Genomic DNA, 23,892 nt, shown 5'->3' on the forward strand with positions numbered 1-23,892 from the left:
GCAACTCGCCATTGTTCATTGCACGCCACTATATACTTATTTTATTATTTTTCTCTCTTTCAAAGAAGGTTCCAGCAATGCCCTTGCATTGCTTAGTGCAGCCTCGGTCAAAGTGGCACCACTCAGCATATGTGCCAACTCTTCTACCCGTTCTTCGTCAGTCAGACGACGAATATGGCTATTCGTTTCCGTATCATTATCCCGCTTGTATACCTTATAATGGGCACATCCACGGGCAGCAATCTGAGGCAAGTGGGTGATACTGATCACCTGCCTGTTTTGTTCACCCATCTCTTGCATGATGTCCGCCATGCGATCTGCAATCTCACCGGATACTCCGGTATCGATTTCATCGAACACAATAGTGGGCAATTTTACGGCTCCTGCTATCATTGCCTTGATAGACAGCATAACACGAGCTATTTCACCACCGGACGCAACTGAAGATATACTCTGCAGCGCTCCGTTCTTATTGGCAGAGAATAAGAAGTTCACCGTATCTTCTCCTTGGGGACCCAATTCTTTTTTCAGCCCCATTTCCACTTGGAAGCGGACATTGGGCATTCCCAAAGGAATCAGACGAGCTGCCATCTGCTTTTCCACTTCACGGGCAATCTCCGTACGGGCCTTCGTCAGGACAAACGCCTGTTTCTTTACCTTATTATATTGCGCATCTCTCTGTTCCGTCAATTGAGCTATCCGATCATCATACGAAGTAATGGCAGCAAGTTTCGTTGCATATTGCTCTGAAAGGACGATCAACTCTTCTACTGTCTGAACACGGTGTTTTTGTTCCAAAGAATAGATCAGGTTCAACCGGTCATTCACTTCTTCCAGCCGGGATGGATTGAACTCGACACTCTCTCCCTGATCCGATATTTCCTGAGCTATATCTTTCAGTTCTATATAAGTGCTCTCCATCCGTTCAGCCAATTCTCCGGCAGGCTGGTATACCCGCTGCAATCCATTCAGAGTACCCAAACTCTCTTTCAAAGCAGGCAACAGTCCTCCTTCGTCTGAGACAAGAGTTTGCCCTACCCGATATAATCCGGCTTTGATATCTTCGGCATGTGCCAATGTTTCGGCCTCCTGTTCCAATTCTTCCTGCTCTCCGGCAGAAAGATGTGCCTCCTCCAATTGTTCTAACTGGAAACGGATATAATCTTCATCCGTTTTGCTCTGTTCGGCCAGTACAATCAGTTCGTCAAGTTCTTTACCGAGCTTCTTCCATTCCTGATATAAATAATGATATACATCCAAAGCCTCTTCGTTGTGGGAAAGTATATCAAGTACATTGAGCTGAAAACCTTCTTTGTTAAGCAACAGATTCTGGTGCTGCGAATGTACATCGATCAATTGCTCGCCCAATTCTTTCATTTGTGTGAGCGATGCAGGCGTATCGTTAATAAATGCTCTGCTTTTGCCGGAAGACTGTACCTCACGGCGAAGTATACATTCAGGCTCATACTCCAGCTCGTTCTCTTCGAAAAAAGCTTCCATATGATAAGCTGATATATCGAACCTGGCCTCAATAATACATTTCGAAGCACCTTGCCGAATAGCCTTCACATCAGCACGCTGTCCGAGTAAAAGTCCGATTGCGCCCAGAATAATGGATTTCCCGGCACCGGTTTCACCGGTAATCACAGAAAATCCGGTTTCGAAACGGATATCAAGTTTCTCAATCAGAGCATAATTCTGGATGTATAATGAACGTAACATAAATCACAATTCTTTTATCATTCGATCAATAATATCTCTGGCTACTTCAGTCTTGGATTTTAACGGATAATCGGTTCTGCCTCTACAACTGAGAATACTGATTTTATTTGTATCGTAACGGAAACCCGCACCTGCATCATTCAATGAATTCAGCACAATAAAATCGAAGTTCTTCCGGATCAGTTTTCCTTCGGCATTACGCTGTTCATCATTCGTTTCAAGAGCAAAACCAATTAATTTCTGCCCCGGTGTCTTCAGTTTACCCAATGCAGCAGCAATATCGTGGGTGGGCTTGAGATGTAACATCAAATCATCTCCCTCCCGTTTTATCTTCTTATCGACTACAACATCCGGAGTAAAATCTGCTACTGCAGCACATAATATTCCGGCATCCACCAATGGGTATTGCGCCATAGCAGCCTCATACATTTCCTGAGCAGACTCCACATCAATACGGGTAATGTGTGAATGATATACCTTCTGTTGCACCGGTCCGGCTATCAGCACTACCTCCGCTCCGCGACGGGCACACTCCTCTGCTAATGCAAATCCCATTTTACCGGAAGAATAATTACCAATGAAACGTACCGGATCAATCTTTTCATAAGTTGGTCCGGCTGTAATCAGCACTTTCTTTCCAGCCAGCTCGCCCGTAGAGGAAAAGAACTCATCAAGTACCCGGATAATATTCTCCGGTTCTTCCATGCGCCCCTTACCTACCAAATGGCTTGCCAATTCTCCCGAAGCCGGTTCAATGATATGATTACCGTATGAACGCAGCGTATCCAGATTCTTCTGGGTACTGGGATGCGCAAACATATCCAAGTCCATGGCCGGAGCGATAAACACCGGTGCCTTCGCTGACAGATAAGTCGTGATCAGCATATTGTCTGCTATGCCATTTGCCATTTTACCAATGGTAGAAGCCGTCGCAGGCGCTATCAGCATAGCATCTGCCCAAAGCCCCAAGTCTACGTGGCTGTTCCACGTTCCGTCCCGCTGGGCAAAAAACTCACTGATAACAGGCTTACTGGTCAAAGCGGACAAAGTTATCGGAGTAATAAACTCCTTTCCGGCAGGAGTAATTACGACCTGTACCTCCGCTCCCTGTTTAATCAAGCCGCGTATAATGTAGCAAGCCTTATAAGCAGCAATGCTACCGGTAATGCCAAGTATAATTTTCTTTCCGTTCAGCATAGTTATTTTCCCGTTAACTCACGCAGGCGAATCTTCGTCAACATGGCTTTTGTATTCAGCGTAAAGTCACTATTGAGAATCCAACTGTAATATCCGGGATCTTTTTTCAGCACTTCACTCACCGGCTGGCCTTTGTATTTGCCAAAATTAAAAACCTCCACTCCATTGTCATCATACACCATACGTCCGGCAAAATCCACATTCTTGTTATAGCTTGAGTAATCGGCCAGGAAAGACATATCGTTTTGCAAATCTTCCGGATAGCGGTCAAGTTGAGCCATCAGAACCTCGTACGTGGCGCGGGTATCGGCTTCCGCTGTATGTGCATCTTCCAAATTACGGCCACAATAGAATTTATAAGCAGCCGAAAGAGTACGTTGTTCCATCTTATGGAAAATTACCTGTACATCAACAAATTTGCGCTTACTCATATCAATATCAACCCCGGCACGAAGAAACTCTTCCGCCAACACAGGAATGTCAAAACGGTTGGAGTTGAAACCAGCCAGATCACAACCTTCAATGTCATTCGCAATGCTTTTTGCCACCTCCTTAAAAGTAGGACAATCAGCTACGTCAGCATCAAAAATACCATGAACGGCAGATGATTCGGCAGGAATAGGCATTTCGGGATTAATACGGAGAGTTTTCGACTCTTCATTCCCGTTCGGATATACTTTAAGATAACAGATTTCTACAATTCGGTCTGAGTTGATGTTAGTCCCGGTCGTTTCCAGGTCGAAAAAGACAATAGGGTTCTTTAGGTTGAGTTTCATTATTTATACGGTTTTGTTTAAATTCACCACAGAGGACACCGAGTACACAGAGCTTCAATTCAAAAGAATGATATCTCTGTGATCTTTGTGTCCTCTGTAATGAATCCGATTCTATTTCTGTTCCGCAGTTAGTCGTTCAGCATCATCGGCATCAGCAGCATCAACAAATCTTCGTTTTCTTCCTGTTCTACCGGAATAACGACACCTGCTCTTGACGGATCAGCCAATTCGATGATCACTTCCTCTGCCGAGATATTATTCAGAATATCGATCAGGAAAGTAGATTTAAAGCCAATACTCATTGCTGCACCGGCATATTGGCACACCTGTGTTTCCTCTGCAGAAGTAGAGAAATCAATATCCTGAGCCGAAACCACTATCTGGTTTTCCTGCATACGGAGTTTGATAAGACTGCTTGCCTGTGAAGAGAAAATGGATACACGACGCAAAGCACCTATCAGCTGCATACGGTCTACCGTCACTTTGTGCGGATTGTTTTGTGGAATCACTGAATTATAATTGGGGTAGCGTCCTTCAATCAGACGGCAAACCATACGATAACTTTCGAGCGTGAAGACAGCATTGCGTTCGTCAAACTCGATCACCACCATACCCGATTCCTTAGGCAACAGGTTCTTCAACAAAGTTGCCGGTTTTTTGGGCAAAATAAATGCAGCACGTTCATTTCCGCGTGCAGCCAATGTTTTACAACGTACCAACTTGTGTCCGTCCGAAGCTACCATTGTAATGTCTTCAGTCGTAATGTCAAAGTAGATACCATTCATCACCGGACGGAGTTCGTCATCGGCAGTAGCAAATACCGAACGGTTAATGCCTCCCAGCAATATCTGTGCTTCCATCTCCACACGAACCGCATTATCACCGAGTGTAGCCGATTGCGGAAACTCATCGGCATTCTGCCCCATCAGGCTATATTTACCATTTTGGTACTGTACCGTAATTTCATAGGTATCCGGCTTTATTTCGAATGTCAACGGTTGTTCCGGAATCTCTTTCAATGCATCGAGCAACGTTTTTGCAGCGACGGCAAACTTTCCGTTAGAATCACTCTCGTTCACCTCAACCGAGGTTACCATCGTAGTTTCACTATCAGAAACAGTCACAGACAGTGTTCCGTCCTCCAACTGAAAGAGAAAACAATCTAAAATAGGCAGCGCATTTTTTGAGTTTATCACACGGCTAACAGCCTGTAAATGGCTGGAAAGTGCAGTACTTGAAACGATAAATTTCATATAATCTGTGATTTTAAATTTTATATTTTTGCAAAGCACAAAGTTACAAAAAAGATCGAGGCAGCACAATAAAAGAGAAGAAAAAACAGGAGAATATTCGTCGGATATCCCTAAAAAATTGTAACTTCGCCGCACAATTTAAAATTATCGCAATGGAATTTACAGGAAAAATTATCGCTATACTCCAACCCAGAGGTGGAGTTTCTAAGACAAGCGGCAACGAATGGAAGGCTCAGGAGTATGTAATCGAAAATCATGATCAATATCCAAAGAAAATGTGTTTCGACATCTTCGGAGCAGACAAAATAGAACAATTCAACATCCAGATGGGTGAAGAGTTGACCGTATCATTCGATATCGATGCACGTCAATGGCAGGATCGTTGGTTCAACAGTATCCGTGCATGGAAAGTAGAGCGTGTAGGCGCAGGCGCACCCATGACTCCGGGAGCTCCGGTTCCTCCTCCGGCACCATCTTCAGCACCGGAATTCATTGCCGGTGATGCAAAAGACGACTTGCCTTTCTAAGCAAACATGCCTTAGTATAAGACACAAAACCCCGAAAGCTATCCAATTTCTTTCGGGGTTTTGTGTCTCTTACCGTAGTCAGGAAACATCGTCAGAATCACCTTTATAAATCAAAACCACATTAGGATAGACAACTCCGTCAGTACAGGTAAACTGTGCAGAAAGAATAAAATGACGGAAGAACTCCTGATTGCGAAAGAAAAATGCAGGTATCAACCTGACGTAGTTCTCCGGCTGGGAAAAAGTTTCTCCCAAGTCAGCCACCATCATAAAGTTATATGACGGAGAAAGATTTACTACCGCTTCCTCGTATCCGGGAGTATCGTTCAGAATTTCTTTTTTATCCAGGCAACGGACATATGTGGCAAGACTCTCCGCATCCGGAGCCAAAATCAGTCTCTCTCCATAGAAACAAGCATAGACATATAAGGCAGATTCCGTGATTCCGGTCAATTGCGTAAACAATGTATTACGTGGCAACACATAAAGCGTATAAGCTCTTAAAGGCGTATTACAGAAAGTAGTACGTGGCTTCGGAGGGCCGTCCACTTCTTTCGGAGCACTCCGGAGTACTCCTTGCAACACCCGCTCAGCCTGCTGGACATCCTTCAAGGGAATGCTCATCACCGCACAAGGATTCGCAAGAGTGTCCGCCGAATGGAACAGACAGGTCACAAGTTCGCCTCCGGCATTATCCTTGAGGAATGCAAGCAGTTCTCCGTCCCGGTCCCTGATATAGTCTGAATAGGTTGATGTTGTATATTCCTGCCGGGCAGTAAAGTCAAGCATCGCCTGCATATCCGTCACCGACCGTTTATTGAAAAAGAAAGTAGAAGCCGGCAGGATGTCTCCCGGAAAGTCTTCTACAGGTTGTTGTTGCCGAAGCACGTTCATAAAAGTCATACAGGTATCAGTATCATGACTGACTCCAGAAAAGTAAATGGCATCCCCGTTCATTTTCATATCAAATTCGGTCCATCCCCCCAATTGTGTACACGAACGAATCCCATCGGTAGCCTTGCCCATACTCAGGGGTTGCATACGAGCATAAATAGTAGCCGCTACACGGGCACGCTTGTCTTCATGCACTTTTACAAAAGAGCTGTCGGTCAGCAAAGACTTTTTCGACAAACGTGCGTCGATCACTTGTTCTATCAGCTTCTTCTGATAGCTCACCGCCAAAAAATCGGAAGTGAAGTAGCAAGCTAAAAAGCTATCATCCGGCATCGGATAGATACGTATCTCCTCCCCTTTATAATCAAACAGTTTTGATGGGAAACTGCTTGAACAGTATTTACGTATAAATTTCTCCACTAACTCATAGTCACCATTTCCCAAACTGCAATACAACACCTGGTTGCGGTCATTATCCGGCTCATGAAAACTCAGCAACACCTTATTCATCTGTTTACTCAACCCGTGAGGCGTATCTTCCAACAATGTATAAAGATGGAGTTTCAAATAAGAAAATAATTTGGAAATATAAAGGAAATGCTGATCTTTGCTACAGCTCAGTTCATTGATACTCTGTATCATTCCGGCAAGATCATCCGTTTCGAGAACCACAGTGGCCGAGCGCGGAACAAGCGCATAAAGATTAAAGTCTTTACGCCCCTCAACCGCCGATAATCTGAAAAAAGAAAACATAGCAAAGCCTGTACACAGTAGTACAACAGACGAGATTACGGCTATTTTCACTATCGTACGGAGTTTCATGGCGTTCGTTGTTTATCGGCTCACTGCAAAAATAATAAATTCTCCAAATAAAACAAAATATACTTAAAGAAAGAATTATTAAGCATTAATCACTAACATTCTATTTCAAGCCCGTCGAATGCAAAATGCACATGCGGAGGAAGTAGTTTTTCCACATCTGCCTGAAGTCCAATATGATGACTCATGTGAATAAACCAGGTTTCCTTTGCCCCAATGCGTTTCACAGCCTCCAGCGCTTCAGAAAGGCTTTGATGGGTGTTGTGTGGCGCTACGCGCAATGCATTCATCACCAGCACATCTACCCCTTGCAACTGCTCAAACGATTCATCAGGCATGGTCAGCATATCAGTAATATATCCGAGCTTACCGATCCGATATCCCAGAATGGGCAGTTTGCCGTGCATTACCCTCAAGGGCAACACTTCGATATGATTAACAAGAAACGGACGATTGGGTTCAATCTCACGCAAAGGAATATTCGGAACTCCCGGATAAGTATGTTCCACAAAACAATAAGGCATCCGGCTACGCAAACGCTCAGCCGTATACATTTCGGCATAAATAGGCACTTCTCCGAAACGACAGAAAGGGCGTAAGTCGTCCAATCCTCCCACATGGTCGTAATGTTCGTGGGAAATCAATACTGCATCAATCTTACCAAACGGGACATGTAACATCTGTTCCCTGAAATCCGGACCGCAGTCCATCAATAAAGCAGTATCCCCGGCCTGAACCAACGCCGAGGTACGAAGACGATGATCTCTCGGATCTTTTGAAGTGCAAACCGCACAAGTGCATCCAATCTCGGGCACTCCGGTAGAAGTCCCGCTACCAAGTATTCTTATTTTCATTTCAGATAAAATTCACCTCCGGATGAATATCTATTCCAAATTTCTCTCTAACCGAAGCGCGTACTGCATCCGAAAGTGCTATAACATCCGCGCCTCTGGCTCCTCCGCGATTCACCAGTACCAGCGCTTGCTTATCATGTACCGCTGCCGGTCCCAAAGCTTTACCTTTCCAGCCACACTGATCAATCATCCAAGCGGCAGGAATCTTTATCCGGTCGGCATCGATTTCGTAAAAAGGCATATGTGGATACTCTTCTTGCAACGCTTCAAATTTGATGCGGGACACAATCGGATTCATAAAGAAACTTCCCGCATTACCCATCACCCGGGGGTCCGGCAATTTCTCCTCACGGATGGCGATAATCACCCGGCGCACGGTCTCCAATGTCACCGTAGGATACTTCTCCAATTCCCGGCGGATAGTACCGTAATCCAACGTATAATATTCCTTCTTACTTAACTTAAAGCTGACATAAGTGACAAAAACACTCTTATTTGCAGGACGCTTAAAGATACTGTCCCGATAGGAATATCCACACTCCGAAATATCATAAACACGTTCTTTCCCCTCAATGTTCAAGGTCTCCACCCGCACAATCAGATCTTTTACCTCAACCCCATAAGCCCCGATATTCTGCACCGCACTGGCTCCCACTTCTCCGGGAATCAGGGAGAGATTTTCCGCACCGTACCAATTATGCTTCACGCAATAATCCACAAAGTCGTCCCAGACTACACCTGCACCTACACGAACGACAATATCATCATCCGTTTCGTCCACCACCTCTACTCCTTCGATACGTGAGTGTAAAACAGTACCTTCGTAATCTTTAGTAAACAGCAGGTTACTGCCTCCCCCAATGTGCAAATAAGGAGAAGTCACTTGTCCTGAATCAATCAACCGATGCAATTCATCCACTGAAGAGTACTCCAAAAAACGAGCTGCGGACACATCGATGCCAAAAGTGTTATGTGATAAAAGAGAGTATTTTTGTTCCATAATCATAAAAAGCAATCACTAAATACTTGTATCCTCAAACTTATACAGTTCCCATCCACTGTCTTTGCGCTGGAAATAGAGGATATTGGAGAACCCGTTGCCAATACCTTTCAATGCCAATATCTTGTGTGAAGTATTGTCATCATTCTGCTGTCCGTAATTAATATTCGAAAGCTTATCAGTAGGCAATACCGGCTTAAAGGCAAACCATTGGTTCAAGTCAAGTGTAGTTTCGAGTATTGAGAAATCATCATCCGGATCGGTGGTAACAAACGCAAGCGGCTGCCGGATTCGGTGACTCTGGAAGATACTGTCTGTTGCAAAGTGCCCATAGAATTCGACGAAATCCTCATTCTCGCTTTTCTCAATCGGACGCAGATTGATTGCTTCAAGCATCCACGCCCCTTTAATTCTTTCAAAATAATATTTCTTCACCATTCGTTTCTTGATGAAAATCCATTCCACCTGAACGGAAGTGAGTGAAGTATCCCCTACCATGTCCATGTCCTCTTCCCGGTCGAAGAGCAAGGTATAATAACTCTGTTTAGTAAACAAGTCATCGTGCTTCCAGTACTTCTTATCAATTTTTGAAGCTCGTTCTCCGCTGTAGTAGGGCAACGGAAACACTACGCGCTGCCTTTGCAGAGCGTCATCAGAAGCAAAGTTATAGATAAAGTCGTCAAACGATTCGTCAGCTTCAATCGGTTTAGGTTCGTCCGAAGCCTTCTCTTTATCAATGGAGTCGGCTTTGTTCACCATAGCCGAATCTACCAGATGTGTAATAGATGCAAAGGGGTCAGCGTCAGTCTTTTTGTTGTTTCCACATGCGGCAAACAACACCAGGACGGTGACTCCCGCCATTATTGTTTTCATTTTAATAGTTAGCAATGTGTCGATATTCCCATGTGCCAACCGGTTTTCAAAACCATTTCATTATTCCGGCGGGCACATGGGCCTATATCATCACATTATTTTAATTTAGCTCTTAGTTTTTCAAGCATATCTACTGTCATACTCTCCAAATCGTAAGCCGGTTTCCAGCCCCACTCTTCGCGGGCACAAGAATCATCCATACTGTCAGGCCAGCTATTGGCGATGCGCTGTTTCAGCGGGTCTACCTTATATTCCATTTCAAAGTCAGGAACATGTTTCTTGATGGCAGCATAAATTGTTTCGGGTGCAAAGCTCATAGAAGCGATGTTGAAAGCATTACGGTGTACCAGTTTCGTCGGATCAGCTTCCATCAGCGAGATAGCTGCGTTCAGCGCATCCGGCATATACATCATATCCATCAGTGTTCCTTCCGGAATCGGACAGATAAACTTCTCTCCTTTTACGGCAGAGTAGTAGATGTCTACTGCGTAGTCAGTCGTACCACCTCCCGGAGGTGTCACATTCGAAATGATTCCCGGGAAACGCACGGCACGTGTATCTACGCCATACTTATTAAAATAATAGTCGCTCAGCAACTCCGTGGTTACCTTGCTGATACCATACATAGTGCGCGGACGCTGAATGGTATCCTGCGGTGTCTGCACGTGAGGTGTGCTTTCGCCAAACGAACCGATCGAACTCGGAGTAAACACGGCGCATTTGTTTTCGCGGGCCACTTCGAGTACATTCCATAATCCGTCGATACCGATTTTCCAAGCCAGTTTGGGCTTCGATTCGGCCACAACAGACAGCAGGGCTGCCAGGTTGTAGATTGTGTCGATATTATACTCCTTCACTACAGAGGCGATCATCTCCTGATCTGTTACATCGACTACCGCCGACGGACCGGATTCTTTCAATTCCCCTTTGGGCTCTGCCCCGTGAATATAACCTGCTACTACATGTGTGTTTCCGTAGCGTTTACGTAGTTCCATCGTGAGCTCCGAACCAATCTGGCCGGTTGCTCCAATTACCAAAATATTTTTCATTATCTTTACTAATAAGGTGTATTAAGCTAAATGGTGCGCAAAGTAAGCACTTTTTTTTCATTTTTATACCAAATATATGTTGTTTATTCCAAGAAAAATTGTGTCCTTTGCAAAAGAAACTAAAACCCCAAACACTATGTACGGTAAAATGAAAGAACACCTCAGCAACACGATTGCTGAAATTAAAGAAGCAGGCCTCTACAAAGAGGAACGCTTAATCGAAAGTGCACAACAAGCTGCTATCACTGTTAAAGGCAAGGAAGTACTGAATTTCTGTGCCAACAACTACCTTGGATTGTCTAACCATCCCCGCCTGATCGAAGGTGCAAAGAAGATGATGGACCGTCGTGGATACGGTATGTCTTCTGTACGTTTCATCTGCGGAACTCAAGATATACATAAGGAGCTGGAAGCCGCAATTTCAGACTATTTCAAAACCGAAGACACTATTTTGTACGCAGCTTGCTTTGATGCCAACGGCGGTGTGTTCGAACCGTTGTTCACCGACGAAGATGCCATCATCTCCGACTCACTGAACCACGCTTCTATCATCGACGGAGTACGTCTTTGCAAGGCAAAACGCTATCGTTATGCCAATGCAGACATGGCCGACCTGGAACGTTGCCTGCAGGAAGCACAAGCCCAGCGTTTCCGAATTATCGTTACCGACGGCGTATTCTCAATGGACGGTAATGTAGCTCCAATGGACAAAATCTGTGATCTGGCCGAGAAGTACGATGCCCTGGTGATGGTAGACGAATCTCACTCTGCCGGTGTAGTTGGTGCAACCGGTCATGGAGTAAGCGAACAGTACAACACTTACGGACGTGTAGATATCTACACCGGAACTCTGGGTAAAGCCTTTGGTGGTGCTTTGGGCGGATTCACCACCGGCCGCAAAGAGATCATCGACCTGCTTCGCCAGCGCAGCCGTCCGTACCTGTTCTCAAACTCACTCGCTCCGGGTATTATCGGTGCCAGCCTCGAAGTATTCAAGATGCTGAAAGAAAGCAACGAAATCCATGACAAACTGGTAGAAAACGTAAACTACTTCCGCGACAAGATGACTGCAGCCGGATTTGACATCAAACCGACTCAGAGTGCTATCTGTGCCGTGATGCTGTACGATGCCAAACTGTCACAGGTTTATGCGGCCCGCATGCAGGAAGAAGGTATTTATGTAACAGGTTTCTACTATCCGGTAGTTCCGAAAGACCAGGCACGTATCCGTGTACAGATTTCAGCCGGTCACGAAAAAGAACACCTCGATAAATGTATCGCTGCATTCATCAAAGTAGGTAAAGAATTAGGTGTACTGAAGTAAACCTTTATTTCTCTTCCATTGTTATTGTATATAAAAGTACGATAACAATGGAAGAACTTACACTCACGACACCCGCGCTGCTATTTTCAGCCGTTTCACTTATTCTTTTGGCATACACCAACCGTTTTCTCTCGTATGCCCAATTGGTACGCACTCTTCGCGACCGCTACATGGAAGATCCCTCTGATATCAATGTAGCTCAAATCGAGAATCTGCGCAAACGCCTCAACCTGACCCGTATGATGCAGGTATTCGGCATTGCCAGCCTATTCTTCTGCGTAGTTACTATGTTTCTTATCTACATCGGGTTGTTCCTGCTTTCCATCTATATTTTCGGACTTGCACTGCTTCTGTTAATCGCCTCTTTAGGTGTTTCTCTCCGTGAGATACAGATATCGACTCGTGCCTTGGACATCTACCTGAGCACAATGGAAGGAAAACTAAAACATTAAAAATTACATTTCCACACCACGCCCATAGGAGCCACATAAATAAAGTTCCGCTCCTCCCCACCGGAAGCAAGCGGAACTTTCACAAACAAAACAACAGATCGTTTATTACTTTATCAATCCATACCGGTCAGTCAGCCCGCTCCTGAATGCAACGTAGGGGAATTGCTTCACGTTCATGTCCTGTAAGAACAATACTTGCTTTTGTCGAAGCAGTTTTTCCTATTTTAAAATAACTCACTGTTTCCCCTCCCGAAGCAGTACCTAACTTATTTCCGCACCAAATTAAAGCAGATTCTCCAATATACGCAAACTGACTATCCAAATAATAATAACCGGTGAGCCGAACATAAGTCGTTAGTTTTTTATTTGTATCATATGCCATAACCATTCCTCCATGTGCACCAACACTATCCGAATTCATCACATTAGCACCATTGTCTGATGCTTTGACTGCTTGATTCACATTGCTAAACAGTGAAAGATAATTCTCAATCAGTGCTACACGCCATCCTGCCGGACACGGATCATGAACTGTCTTCTGAATATTCCAAGCATTCAGATATGTATTATTCCGATCACTGTCCGCTATCCATTTATGTACATTTGTCTTTTTATATATATTCAACGGATTCTGGTAAGCCGTCCGATAAGTCGCCTGAGCATTTACAGCCGGATCAAAAGGCAGGAAAGTGACTCCATCCGGCTTATATAAGCTTAATATTCCCACAATCGGTTTAGTCATCGGAGTAGGAAGATTCACTATCGTGATCGGCTTATTCGAATAACTGCTCGGATATGGATCTTTCCTTCCCCATTGATAATGGAATCCATGTGTCTTAAACTTCTCCACATCCGACGGCGGCACGCCGGCATATCCGGCCATAGCCCCCAGATTACGATCCATCATCGGTAACTGGTTTCCATGATTGCCATATGTAAATTTCAGTTTTCTTTTAGTCAACGGCTCTTGCACATCCGCATCACCTGTCGCGTCCGGGCGGTAGTCCGTCACCCACACATGCCAGCTCCAGAGTATCTTACCATCCGCACCATAAGCGGCAATCACCCCGCTACCACCGGTAGTTCCCGGAGCCACACGGCAATAAACACGGGCTTCCCCTTTATTCTTCACCGGATACAACGTCGGATCGGTTCCATCTGTCCGTTTCAAATCCACGATGTTCGTATGGTCATCCTCCGAAGTTACGATTCCCATTACCGGCTCACCGATGTCTCCATCCTCTTTGGTTTGCCAGAGCAGTTTCATCGTAGTGATTCCTCCGGAAGCCTCACACCAACCTTTCAATACATCGTTCGTTTTATCCGGATCTCCATTCTGTTGGTATGCCAGCGGATCAAAGCAGAAGCCACCTCCGGCGGATACCATAAAGCAATTGGCCGTAGGCACAAAGTTTTCATTATTTTCCGAAGCGGGTACAGGGTTGATATAGGTCACCCGTTTATCACTTGTCGGGATACCGCTATGTGCAAAGTTCACCGTATAATCATAATTCGCATTACTCTTAATGTCGAAATTCGTCGACTGCCTCCCGCCGATATAAACACGATAGTCCAGTTTAACTTTTGCATCCTGATCGCTCACCGCGACAAAGTTAAAGAAAGAACTTCCTTTAGGAGCATTCTCTTTTGTCCGTTGGGTTTCAGAGTTCGCTGCCGGTTTCTCTCCGCGCATATTGGCCGGTACCCAGCAAGAGTAACTTCCGCTTTGTGCCACATTTTTTATCTGCAAAGTAGTAAACTGATCCAGGATAGAAGGATAATTTCCCTCACTATCGGGGGTAGGGATAACCGCATAGTTCAACGGGACACTTTGGAGCAACAGTTGTTTCAAAGCATATCCACTCACGTTGTAGTTCCAGCTCACTGTCAACCGTGCGGCCAGACGCTTCAGCAACAAACGGGTATCATAGTTGCCGTCCGGACTTTGAATCACATACTTACCACCTGATTGCGCCACATTCACATGCTCCAAATGGAGTACATAAGGCATCTTCTTCATATCTTCACTATTCGAAGGATCAATAGCATTGATCACCGACGCATCTACCTCCATCACCTGCACATCCGATAAAAATTTGTTATTACTCAGTGTAGCTATGGCATTTCCATTACCCCGCGCCACTAACAGCAATTGACAGCCATTCGCAGGAGTTAATGTCACGTCTAAACGCTGACCGATCTTTACATCACCGTATACTCCTCCACTCAAACGGGCTTTTGTTTGCCCATCATACTGATAGATTTCCAAGTTATATAACTGATCGGGTACGTCTGTCGAAGCACGAGTCACCGCTTTTGGTGACCGTTTCACCTCAAAAGCAGCTTTGCTGCTTTCAACGGCGAGCCGTTGAGGATCATTATCACTTGAATCTTCGGCAAAGCCGAAGACCATCGATACCGTCACCTCTTCACCATCTGCCGGAGGAAGCACCGCCTCTTCCGTCCGGTCCTCGCATCCGCTCAACCCTGCCAGAAGGATCACTCCTCCCAAGAGCATTAACCATTTATTCTTCCAAGTCTGTTTCATATCATTATTATTCTTGTACACATCGAAACGGATAAGGTTCACCGATAACTCCCCAAGCATTAGCCGGGGTACTCAATTCTCCTGCCGCTATTTTTGTATAATATATCCGGTAGTTATTGCCATTTTTTGCTATCGTATTCGTTCCTTCGTATCCGGCGGCACTTCCATCAAATATCAAATTTCCATTGGCAAAAGACCGGTATGCCGTGACCGGGAACCAGGCTGTATTATCTTCTGTACGGGGAGAGGGCACACCACCTCCACCGGATACATTATACAGACGTCCACCCCGCTCGTGTGCACTACCATTTTGCACAAATGCTCCATTCGCATTAAACCAATATCCCTGCCCCGTGTTCCAGCCCTTGTACACTGTTTGATAGGGAGTCTTCCACCCTGCCGGACAAGGATCATAAAGAGTTTTAGAGTTATTATACAAATACTGATACTCCGTAGTAGTTTCATTCAAACTATACCAAGAGCACTTGCTATTGTCCTGATCGCTGCGCGAACCCGTTATAATATGCTCAGGATGCTCAATCACATATTGCAGCGTATTGCCATTTACTAATGTAATATTGGAATAAGCGGCCTTTCCCAGTTTTACCCCTCGTCCTTCTCCATCATAAATAACGTTGAGTTCATTCGCTGTTCCGTCTATCGACCCCAAGAACGGGTCCTTGCGCCCCCAATAGTACAGATAGCCTATCCGCTTTGCAAATTCCAGCAATGAAGCATTCTCACTGGGAAATCCTCCGGCAGTCGCGCACAGGTTCCGGTCCATAATCACTTTCCCAACATGCGCTCCCCCATCTTTGAAAGCATCAGTAGCATACTGATGTACACTCCCGTTCTGAGTCAACTGCTGTGCCTGGGCATAAGTAACAGAGGAAGTAATCCCCTGCGGCACATAATCGGTTATCCAAAGGTGCCAGCTCCATACAATTTCATACAACTGCTGTATTTCATCTTACCTCCTTCATATTATCTAAAATTCACTTCATTCGAGATGACTTCCACTTCATCGAACATAATCACGTTACCATCCGTAATGGTCACCCTTACGTCCGCACTATTGGCTCCGCTGATGTTGACGGTCAAATCATAAAGATAGCCCCGCTGGATATTATAGTCATTCATTAAGTTACCTCCCAAATAAACACGGTATTTCATGCCGATTGCGTCCGTCGCACCAGAATAAGTATAAGTTCCCTCCAAATCCAGATACGTGCATCCCGTCAACGCTCCACCGTCTCCCGGTCCTTTTCCTGTCAAGTTCTTTTCAGCGAAACTCCCCCCTGTACCTGTACCCCGGAGATTCTCAGCCATGTGGAAACTGCGGGTTGTGTTCACCGGGAAAGTACTTGTGCCATCTGAAGCTTTAATTTCCACAACTGAACCGCTAACCGACGACAGATCGGGATACCGAGCTGTCAATGCTCCACCCCCACGTGCATAAAGCGCACTCTTCTCAGGCAAGTTATATACTTTTAAAGCGGTGATTGTCGCCTTTGCGCCATAGTTTGCTCCATCCATTGAAGTTATATCGGACGAAAGCCTCCATGTCACGTTTACCTTGGCAAATGCACGAAGCAACGGGGCTACCACCACCAATTTACCCTCGGCACTGGCCGATATCAACGGGCCGGAAGACAGCAAAGTAGGATTGCTACTTTGAAAATCAACAGTGACCGCTTTCAGTTTCGATTCTTTTTCAATTCCGCTGCCACCTGCAACCGTCTGTTCCGCAAACAAATCGGAACCGGCATTGGCTATCACGTAAAACCGGCTTGCCGCTGTCGAGAAGTCCGAAGTAGCGACTTCAATAGTCATGTTATCCTTCGGAGTGCTCAGCTTTGAATTGTCGAAATACCGGGCTTTCAGAAATGTTCCATCCGCCAACTGCGTTCCGCTGTCACCAGTGGTACTATATTGCACTACCCATACATTATCAATCATCACCTCGTTCAGCGTTCCTCCTCCCCGTGTGTTCACCTCCAACACTCCCGGCAAACTCAACCGGAAGACCATGTTTCGCGATCCGGCGGAAGTCTCTTCCTCAGTGCAGCCTCCCATCGACGACAATAGAACCAATGCCATTGCCACTTGTCCCCAGAGATTCCTGAATCCTATTTTTACTCCATCCATATTGCTATTATAACTTTGTCTGTTTCTTCAAAACGATGATCCGGAAAAGCGTATCTATCCCTTTCCCAAATCGTCGGTATTCAGCGTAATTGTATTATATTCTTTCACGGCCAGCGTCAGATCGGTTGGTTTCAGAATACCATAAAACGTCAACGTAAAGTCAAACTGATAGGTCATTCCCGGCAACAACACTTTCTGTATCTCGGCAGGGAACGAACTGACATAAGGGGTATTCGTATAATAATCCACTGTCAGATCTACATCGAACTTTATCAACGTCGAACCATCAACGGGAAGCAATACCTCTTTGCTGCTCTCACGCCATGCAGTCGGATTTCCACCAGCCGGTTCCTGAAACGATTCAAAAGCGAATGAAGAGTCATAACCGGACGCCGTCCCCCATGCCGGTTGTCCCAGCGTATAAGTCAATGAAGGCGGCAGTCCCGTTATAGTCACCCTATTGGCTTTCAATTTTTCGACACGCACCGGCGAGCCGTCTTTGGCTCTTACCCTCACCTGCACCTGTGCCCCCATTCTCTTAAACGGATTGGGCAGCGTCACGCTCATGTGGGTCTCTCCCATCTGGTTGGGTTGTACCACAATCCCTTTCAGCGTAGTATACATAAAGTCTTTGCCGTTCCCGACCGGAATCGTACCGTCCGTCTTTAGTTCCGGTACTTCGGTCGAGGAGTTATACGACACCAGATAAAGATCGTACGTCCCGCGGTATAAATAGAGTTCACCCGTGGCCACTCCATTCTTCACCGTATAGGTCTTACCGTCCAGCGGTTGGGTCTTTGTTGTGGAAGCATTGGCCGGAAAAGCGTAAACCTGGAATGTCTTTCCGTCCGCCATATCCGCCGGATCACCGTCCACACGCGTCGACGCCTCTCCTGCCACCAAGCGGCAGAGCCGGAAACTGAGTGCCACCGGCTCTCCTTCATCTCCGCCGGAACCGGACGCCCCGGGCATGTCATCCCCCGAACACCCAGACAGCCCAAGACTCCCCAAGCAGCAAAGGCCACAACCTATCCAATATTTCAGTCTCTTATTCATCATCGTTCTATTTTTGTCACCACAGATTACACAGACTTCTCACGGATTAATAATTTATCCTGGTTGATATTGAAGAGTAAATAATCTGTGTTAATCCGTGTAATCTGTGGTGAAACTTAAATTCCAATACTCGTGTTCTGGTTCGCGTCACTCTTCCAGTCATCTATCTTCACCGAACTCAAGCTGCCCCCCATCTTGTCCACCGTAATCTGATAGACGTAGTGGTAACCGGCTTTCCATTCGGCACTTACCGATTTCGTCTCAAACGCATGGGCGTTTTCTGCCGACTCACCATTGATGCGAACCTTCAGGCGGAACGAAAGCACAGTTTCCTTTCCCGTCATCGGGGCTGTCAGGCAGCTCACATTCGGTGTAGCCTGCTGCTCTTTCAGCACGACCGGCCTTGCCGCATCGGCAAGCGTCAACAGGGAGGTGGACGACAGGCCATTGAGGACACCGGTCTTCAGGTTCATTGTACCCGTACCCGACTGCAAACGGCTGGTTCCGCTCTGTATCTCTATCTGCACCAACTCCAGCTTATCTTTATTCGCCGAAGCCGACTTCACAATCCGGAAACTGACCTTTGCCAAAGCGTGCTTCATCCTGAAGCTGACCGCCCGGGCACCCGAAGTGGCCGTGACCGGTGCCAGCCCCGAAGCGGGAGATACTCCATAGAGATAGTCCGGCTGATCCGTCGCCAGAAAATCGGTGGCACTGGCGGTAGTCATCACCGATACGGGTACAGTGTGGTTGCCGTCAGCCTGATGGGTCACTCCCGCCACCGGAGGATGACAGGCATACAGAAGGGCATTGGCGGTAATCACCGGAGCAGCATCCGCGCTCCAGGAGTTGTTCTGCAGCCGATACTCCGAAAACGGATTGCTGCCATAAGCCACGTGAGCCTCAGTAGTGGCATATACACTGATCGCCTCGACGGTGGTGACGGCCGCACGGGTGGCGGCACTTCCCTCTCCGGTTTCCACTTCCACCCCGGTCAGCCGCAAAGGGCCGCCCGCAGGCAACGGATCGTCCGCCCCGCACGAGGTGAATAAGGCTGCGAGTAGCAGTACGGCTCCCATCGTGCCCTTATGGGCTTTCCTATTCTTCATCGGTCTATATTCTTTCTGTTTCATCTCTCTTCTTTTCTCAGGTTGCGCTTCCCACATTTTCTTCCGCCACATCGCTGAAAGGCGCCACGGTGACACCCGTCAGAATCAGTTCGTTGGTGGCGGTGAAGTTATATTGGTAGTTATATCCCGCCTGTAGCGTAAACGGTGACGTGTCGGTATAAGTCTTTTGCGCCTCCGTCGTCGTTTTCAGCCTGATGGTGAACTGCCGCGAGCCGGGACAGACTATCGCCACATAGGTATGGCGAACGGAAGCCGTCGTGCTTCCCGAGGCGCAATACGGGGTTATGGTTTCCGAGGTACCTGCATCGGTACGAATTCCCGTCCCGGACAGACTGGCGCTCTCAGGTGTCTGCGACGACTGATAAGTCACCACCACAGTCACCTTCGCCGCTGCCGGCGCAAAGGTGAAGCTGCATTTATTTCCGTTCGATACTCCTGCCGCCGTCAACCGGTTGCTTTTCCAGAAATTGGTTGGCGTGCTTTGATCGGCAAGGATACCGCTGAATTCCTCCGGAAAGGAAGCCGCAAAAGACTCTGATCCGGTAGTGGTCAGCGCTGTTTGTCCGTCGGCCAGCCCCCAGCCACCCTCCGCTTTGCGCTGATAGAGTGCACTTTCGGCAGCACCACCGGATTTCGATATTTTTATCCGGTCGCCGGCGACGAACGTCCGTTTGTCATAGTCAGTCGCGTGCGTGTCCCCGGCACGGGTCTCTCCTTGTCCTATTTTCGCCGATACTTCCAACGGAACAGGCAACGGATCCCCTTGGGCGCACGCCGCCAGAGCCAGCGCAATCCATACTCCTCCTATCCAATTCGTTCTCTTACCGTTCATTGTTCATCATTTAATTTACCACAGAGTGACACAAGGTCACACAGAGGTTATTCGTTCATAATTCATTGTTACGTGAGACTTCCCGTATGCGACTCTCCGTTCTCCCATCCTTTGATCTCTTCTCCTACGGGCATCAGGATGTTGTTTTGCAACGTAAGGGTGTAACTGTAATGGCTGCCCGCCTTCCGCTCGCAAGTCAGGCTGGCGGTATAGCTCACTCCGTTGTAGTCGGTCACCGTAACGGTAACCTTCTTCTGCTCCGGCGTAGGTGATTCGGCTGTCAGCGGTGACAGGATGCCGTGCCAGGTGTATTTCGTCTCGTCCGGACGATACAGGTAGATATCTTCGTCAGCGGTTCCGCCGCTATAAAGCCCTTGACCTTGCACGGTCATATATGCGAAGGGTTGTGTCAACGCATTCTTACCCTCAAATGTCAAGGTCAACTTGGTGTTGCGGTGCACAAAGGCATTCTCGCCTCCCGTGAAGGAGAGCACCCCGGTTGCACCGGAAGTCACCCCGGCACTGGTACGGAGCAAGTTACTGTTGCGGTAGTTCTCACCGTCCACACCTCCCGTTTTGTTTCGTTGATCGGCATAAATGCCGGAGTAATCGGCGGGATACATAGCCTGATAGGTAGCTCCCGACTCAAAAAGCAATTCCGAGCCCGCTGCCGAAGGGGTCCACTCTCCTGTGGCGGAAAGCGTATAATCCACCGGAGCGGACGAACTTCCACCACGCGTACGGATGATACGGATGCGGTCGGCAGTAACGAAAGTGCTGCGGTCGTAACCATTGTCAGCGGCAACGGCACGGGTGGGCGCCACCGTCTGCGCCGCATCCGGCACACCTATTTCGGCGGTCACCGTCAGCGGAGTTCCCTCCGGTACGGAGGGCAACGCCGTGTCGTCGGCACATCCGGCCAGCACCGGCAGCAGACACACGATATAGAATTGAATTGCTTTCATACACATCATTTAAAAAATTATCATCCTATCGGCTTCATATCCTGGTCCACCGGAGTCTCAGCATTCCAAGGCAGAATGGCCGCGTCCTGCAAGGTCAGTCCCCGCTTACCCAGCGTCAACGTATATATGTATTGGTTTCCCCGATCCCATGCCTGATTGAAGACATCGGTCGTAAGGGTCAGTTCACGTTCGGTGGCGGTGTTACCCAAACCGGCTTCGCCCAGCCGCAAAGTCAAAGTGACCCGTGCAGACGATGCTGCCGCCGTTTTCGGCGCCACCAGTCCATAGGCCACGGTAACAGCTCCGGTGGTTCCTATCTTCTGCGGGTTTGCCGAAGGGGTGAAGGTTAGCTTACCACTTGCAGACAATCCGGATAGCGTCCCATCCGATAAAGCCATCGCGCCCGAAGTGCCCGTAAGAAAGGGTGTAGCGCCTCCCTCGGCGGTCAGGTGAACGCTTTTTACATAGTCATACACCGCATCCGCAGGCCGGTCAGTCGCATTCTGGATGCGAAACACCAGTTGTGCCAACGCATGTTGCAAGTAAATGGCAGGAGTGGCACTTTGGCTGTTGGCAGTGATGGGCTCAGCCGATCCCTGAGTGGAAGTGGCGGAACCGTACAGATAGTCATGGACGGAACAACCGTAGTCATTGGCTCCGTCAAAGGTCTGCCCCTCAGGCAGAGTTACCGGAAGTGTGGGCAGAGTGGTTCCGCTACCGGCCGTCAACGTCACGGTGGCAGGTGACCAGGCATGGAGCCTTGCCGTCCGGAGACTGACATAGGTAGGCGGGGTGCTGCTCCAACTGTTGCCGGACCCTTTGGTAAAGGTGGCTCCCGTGGCACTGCTACCGGGATAGAGACTACCATCCGGAGCTGCGAGGTAGATGCCAATGCTATTGATCCGGTCTGCACCCGTACCGATGCCATTGACAAGGGTACGGCTGGAGACGAGGGTAGCACCGGCATGAATACCGGGACGCAAGGGGACGCGGTCTCCGTCGGTGGCGGAAGAGTCTTCGCCGGAACAGGCACCGAAAAACAGAGCTACGCTCCAAAGGAGTAAAAAGGTAAATGGTCGGGTCATCTATTATTTGGTTTAATTCACCACAGAGGGACACTGAGTCTCACAGAGTTTTACTGTTCTAAACTGTTCATCATTGATCATTGATCGCTGGTCGTTCATCATTGATCGTTCCGTCCTCTGTGGTGAATGTATTTCATAACTATTACCTATTGTATTTCTAAAGAACCTCCGGTTTTTCCACTCCACTGGGCTACGGTCACGCTGGTGATAGAGAGTTCTTTACCGCTGAGCTTGACGGTGTAGAGGTAATTCTCGCCGGCTTTCCAGGCATTCGTCGCAGCATTACCGAGACTGACCGCATAATCCTGACCGTCAATCTTGAGGGTGACCTCTACATTCGTTTTGTCCTGCGTCGATTCGGGAAGCACCAAGATACTTACTTTTTTCGAGGCGTTCTGGGCTGTGGTTTTGGCATTATCAGCGTCAGCCGAGGCTTTCTGCAAAGTATAATTCGAAATACCTCGTGTATAGGTCGCTGCCGCAGGGCTGCTTCCCGGGGTTATCGTACCGTCCGAAATCTTCATTGTAGGATTGGTACCGCCATTATTCAGTATAGTGGCAGAATTTACATTCTTAAGCACCAACTTGGTTAACGCACCGGTATTCTTATAAGTATGATCCGCGTATACCCGGAAGCTGACCATGGCAAGGGCATGCTTCATGGAGAGAGTGACTTTTCCGTCTTTAGCGGATACGCCTTTTTTATAGCTGGCTTTCGGAGTACTTGTTTGATCGGCATACATATAGTCCACTTCTCCCGAAGCCGTAAGAAGCGCTGTACTGCTACCGCTATTATCTGTTGAAGCATCAATCGCAGCAGATTCTGTCCCCGGAAATACAGAGATATTCACGGTAGAATTAGCAGTCACCTGCCCGCTTCCGTTCACCTTCAAAGCGGTACCGGTTGTCGCAAGCGCCCCGCCTGTCCCCGGTTTATAGGCCGGATAATGCGCATAAATGTTCGCCTCTTCTGCCGAGAGATAAATCTTATCCGTACCGCTATTACTCCAACTGCCACCACTATAGGCATAGAGCCCGTAATTATTCGTCGCATTGTTGGTCGTCGCGTTGCTTGCGTATACCGCGATGCTTCCCATCGCAGCTCCGTCCGTAGCCGCATCTGTGCCTTGTATCGCGCTGCGTGTCAGTGCCACCTGCGGTGACACCTGCAATTCTACTCTTTCCTCTTCGTCCGGCCCTTCTTCGGGCAATGCGCTCTCACCGCACCCTACGGCAAGAAGCATTGCCGGAAGAGCAAGCAGCCAATGAACTTTCATATTATGGTTCATCATGTTTCGTTTTTCCTTTAATATATAATTCGTTTTTCTTTTGAGTTCACCACGGAGGACACAGAGGACACAGAGTTTTTTTTAGTCTTTCTATCTATT

21 protein-coding genes are annotated in these 23,892 nt (G+C 47.5%); 3 read left to right on the forward strand and 18 right to left on the reverse strand.

Annotated features, from left to right (window positions below):
• Positions 1-36: 36 nt before the first annotated feature.
• The 4 genes from recN to dnaN all read right to left on the reverse strand — a co-directional run bounded on the left by recN (position 37) and on the right by dnaN (position 4,948).
• Positions 37-1,722 carry a DNA repair protein RecN gene (recN, locus tag KO473_RS16845; protein WP_005820843.1) on the reverse strand — a complete coding sequence of 562 codons (1,686 nt, stop codon included), beginning with the start codon at positions 1,720-1,722 and terminating at the stop codon, positions 37-39.
• A 3-nt stretch (positions 1,723-1,725) separates the two neighbouring features.
• A complete protein-coding gene (gene coaBC, locus KO473_RS16850) occupies positions 1,726-2,919 on the reverse strand; it encodes a bifunctional phosphopantothenoylcysteine decarboxylase/phosphopantothenate--cysteine ligase CoaBC (RefSeq protein ID WP_005820845.1) in 1,194 nt (397 codons plus the stop codon).
• A 2-nt stretch (positions 2,920-2,921) separates the two neighbouring features.
• A complete protein-coding gene (locus tag KO473_RS16855) occupies positions 2,922-3,695 on the reverse strand; it encodes a 3'-5' exonuclease (RefSeq protein WP_005780002.1) in 774 nt (257 codons plus the stop codon).
• 128 nt (positions 3,696-3,823) lie between these two features.
• A complete protein-coding gene (gene dnaN / locus KO473_RS16860; RefSeq protein WP_005780003.1) occupies positions 3,824-4,948 on the reverse strand; it encodes a DNA polymerase III subunit beta in 1,125 nt (374 codons plus the stop codon).
• A gap of 152 nt (positions 4,949-5,100) precedes the next feature.
• On the opposite strand from dnaN, the gene KO473_RS16865 reads away from it, so the two are divergent.
• The gene (locus KO473_RS16865; protein WP_005780004.1) at positions 5,101-5,475 is read left to right on the forward strand and encodes a DUF3127 domain-containing protein; all 375 of its coding nucleotides are present in this window, start codon (positions 5,101-5,103) and stop codon (positions 5,473-5,475) included.
• A gap of 78 nt (positions 5,476-5,553) precedes the next feature.
• On the opposite strand, the gene KO473_RS16870 is transcribed toward KO473_RS16865, so the two are convergent.
• The 5 genes from KO473_RS16870 to KO473_RS16890 form a co-directional block, all read right to left on the reverse strand.
• On the reverse strand, positions 5,554-7,191 hold the full coding sequence (locus KO473_RS16870) for a DUF3352 domain-containing protein (protein ID WP_122130728.1): 1,638 nt from the start codon (positions 7,189-7,191) through the stop codon (positions 5,554-5,556).
• A gap of 92 nt (positions 7,192-7,283) precedes the next feature.
• The gene (locus tag KO473_RS16875; RefSeq protein WP_122130727.1) at positions 7,284-8,042 is read right to left on the reverse strand and encodes an MBL fold metallo-hydrolase; all 759 of its coding nucleotides are present in this window, start codon (positions 8,040-8,042) and stop codon (positions 7,284-7,286) included.
• 1 nt (position 8,043) lies between these two features.
• Positions 8,044-9,042: a UDP-N-acetylmuramate dehydrogenase gene (murB, locus tag KO473_RS16880; RefSeq protein WP_122130737.1), complete on the reverse strand. Its 999-nt coding sequence runs from the start codon at positions 9,040-9,042 to the stop codon at positions 8,044-8,046.
• A gap of 18 nt (positions 9,043-9,060) precedes the next feature.
• A complete protein-coding gene (locus tag KO473_RS16885; RefSeq protein ID WP_101603290.1) occupies positions 9,061-9,915 on the reverse strand; it encodes a DUF4348 domain-containing protein in 855 nt (284 codons plus the stop codon).
• 95 nt (positions 9,916-10,010) lie between these two features.
• The gene (locus KO473_RS16890; protein WP_005780013.1) at positions 10,011-10,964 is read right to left on the reverse strand and encodes an NAD-dependent epimerase/dehydratase family protein; all 954 of its coding nucleotides are present in this window, start codon (positions 10,962-10,964) and stop codon (positions 10,011-10,013) included.
• A gap of 136 nt (positions 10,965-11,100) precedes the next feature.
• Here KO473_RS16890 and kbl point away from each other — a divergent pair, with 136 nt between their 5' ends.
• Both kbl and KO473_RS16900 read left to right on the forward strand, forming a co-directional pair.
• Positions 11,101-12,288: a glycine C-acetyltransferase gene (gene kbl / locus KO473_RS16895; RefSeq protein WP_005806971.1), complete on the forward strand. Its 1,188-nt coding sequence runs from the start codon at positions 11,101-11,103 to the stop codon at positions 12,286-12,288.
• Positions 12,289-12,335: 47 nt separating this feature from the next.
• Positions 12,336-12,740: a DUF2721 domain-containing protein gene (locus KO473_RS16900; protein WP_005806973.1), complete on the forward strand. Its 405-nt coding sequence runs from the start codon at positions 12,336-12,338 to the stop codon at positions 12,738-12,740.
• Between the two features lie 127 nt (positions 12,741-12,867).
• On the opposite strand, the gene KO473_RS16905 is transcribed toward KO473_RS16900, so the two are convergent.
• The 9 genes from KO473_RS16905 to KO473_RS16945 form a co-directional block, all read right to left on the reverse strand.
• Positions 12,868-15,288 (reverse strand): DUF4906 domain-containing protein, encoded by a 2,421-nt coding sequence (locus KO473_RS16905; protein ID WP_250716554.1) that lies wholly within the window; start codon positions 15,286-15,288, stop codon positions 12,868-12,870.
• 7 nt (positions 15,289-15,295) lie between these two features.
• Complete coding sequence (locus tag KO473_RS16910; RefSeq protein WP_005780021.1) at positions 15,296-16,243, reverse strand: hypothetical protein; 948 nt, start codon at positions 16,241-16,243, stop codon at positions 15,296-15,298.
• 29 nt (positions 16,244-16,272) lie between these two features.
• Entirely contained in the window at positions 16,273-17,436 is a 1,164-nt protein-coding gene (locus tag KO473_RS16915) for a DUF4906 domain-containing protein (protein WP_005780023.1), read from the reverse strand.
• A gap of 54 nt (positions 17,437-17,490) precedes the next feature.
• Positions 17,491-18,492, reverse strand: a complete 1,002-nt coding sequence (locus KO473_RS16920; RefSeq protein WP_032541772.1) for a fimbrillin family protein — start codon at positions 18,490-18,492, stop codon at positions 17,491-17,493.
• A 116-nt stretch (positions 18,493-18,608) separates the two neighbouring features.
• Positions 18,609-19,601: a fimbrillin family protein gene (locus KO473_RS16925; protein ID WP_101604333.1), complete on the reverse strand. Its 993-nt coding sequence runs from the start codon at positions 19,599-19,601 to the stop codon at positions 18,609-18,611.
• 37 nt (positions 19,602-19,638) lie between these two features.
• Positions 19,639-20,454 carry a fimbrillin family protein gene (locus KO473_RS16930; protein ID WP_005780027.1) on the reverse strand — a complete coding sequence of 272 codons (816 nt, stop codon included), beginning with the start codon at positions 20,452-20,454 and terminating at the stop codon, positions 19,639-19,641.
• Positions 20,455-20,522: 68 nt separating this feature from the next.
• A complete protein-coding gene (locus KO473_RS16935; protein WP_227559666.1) occupies positions 20,523-21,419 on the reverse strand; it encodes a fimbrillin family protein in 897 nt (298 codons plus the stop codon).
• Between the two features lie 20 nt (positions 21,420-21,439).
• A complete protein-coding gene (locus KO473_RS16940) occupies positions 21,440-22,504 on the reverse strand; it encodes a fimbrillin family protein (RefSeq protein WP_005780031.1) in 1,065 nt (354 codons plus the stop codon).
• Positions 22,505-22,650: 146 nt separating this feature from the next.
• Positions 22,651-23,796 (reverse strand): fimbrillin family protein, encoded by a 1,146-nt coding sequence (locus tag KO473_RS16945; RefSeq protein ID WP_122130724.1) that lies wholly within the window; start codon positions 23,794-23,796, stop codon positions 22,651-22,653.
• Positions 23,797-23,892: the final 96 nt, after the last annotated feature.

Source organism: Bacteroides sp. HF-4919 (assembly GCF_018860125.1).